Source organism: Bacteroides sp. 41_26 (assembly GCF_949740115.1).
GTDB lineage: Bacteria > Bacteroidota > Bacteroidia > Bacteroidales > Bacteroidaceae > Bacteroides > Bacteroides nordii.
Genome location: NZ_CATJGZ010000097.1, coordinates 1 through 1155, shown reverse-complemented (window position 1 = coordinate 1155; position 1155 = coordinate 1). Strand labels below are relative to the sequence as shown.

Annotated in this window: 2 protein-coding genes; both read left to right on the top strand. The window is 44.6% G+C overall.

What is annotated here, in order from left to right; genetic code table 11:
- Positions 1-882 (top strand): AAA family ATPase (locus QX565_RS15045; protein ID WP_354003823.1); only part of this gene is annotated, 882 nt, incomplete at its 5' end.
- A gap of 12 nt (positions 883-894) precedes the next feature.
- On the top strand, positions 895-1155 hold a 261-nt coding region (locus QX565_RS15040; protein WP_289293318.1), incomplete at its 3' end, for a helix-turn-helix domain-containing protein.

Here is a 1155-nt window from a genome sequence, read left to right as displayed (position 1 = left end):
GGCGAGGGAACAGGAAAGAGTAATTATATAGCTGCCATGTTAGCGGGCTGTATCTGCCAACCGGATAAGGAAATAGATACGCTCGGCATACAGATAGCCGCCAACAGTAAACACAAAGCGGTATTGCTCTATGATACGGAACAGTCCGAAGTACAACTGTTCAAGAATGTAAGTAACCTACTGGCACGTGCCAAGCAACCGAACAAACCAGAAGAACTGAAAGCATTTTGTCTGACGGGTATGTCCCGAAAAGAACGACTGCACGCTATTGTTCAAAGCATGGATAAGTTTTATTACCAGTACGGGGGCATACAGTTAGTTGTGATAGATGGCATTGCTGACCTTGTAAAAAGTGCTAATGATGAAGTGGAAAGTGTGGCGGTTATAGATGAACTGTACCGATTGGCAGGAATTTATAATACCTGTATTCTCTGCGTACTGCATTTCGTACCCAGTGGTTTGAAGTTACGGGGACATTTAGGCTCGGAATTACAGCGTAAAGCAGCAACAATTCTTTCCATCGAAAAGGACGAAGAACCCACACAATCGGTGGTAAAAGCACTGAAAGTAAGGGATGGCAGCCCATTGGACGTTCCTTTGATGCTGTTCGCATGGGATAAAGCAGCCGGGATGCACCTTTATAAAGGAGAAAAGCCACGAGAGGAAAAGGAGAAGCGTAAGGAAAAGGAACTGGTCGGGGTTGCACGTGAGGTGTTCGGCAGACAGGAACATATAACCTACATAGACCTGTGCGAACAGATACAGCAGATTTTGGACGTGAAAGAACGTACCGCAAAAAGCTATATCCGCTTTATGCGGGAACGGGACATCATACTCAAAGCCCCGTCCAACCAAAGTTATTTTATGATTGGTACAATTTAATCAGACAGCCTTATGTATATAGATAAAGATGAATTTACCGCATGGATGGAACGTATCATGGATAGGTTCGATATGCAGGATAAGAAGATAGACCGAGTGATAAACGGACGTAATTGTTTGGATGGGGAAGAACTGCTGGATAATCAGGACTTGTGCCTGCTTCTGAAAGTAGCTCCCCGAACACTGACCCGTTACCGGAAAAAGGGAATACTCCCTTTCCTTATGTTGGACGGTAGATGTTATTACCGAGCAACGGATGTACACAAGTTAATC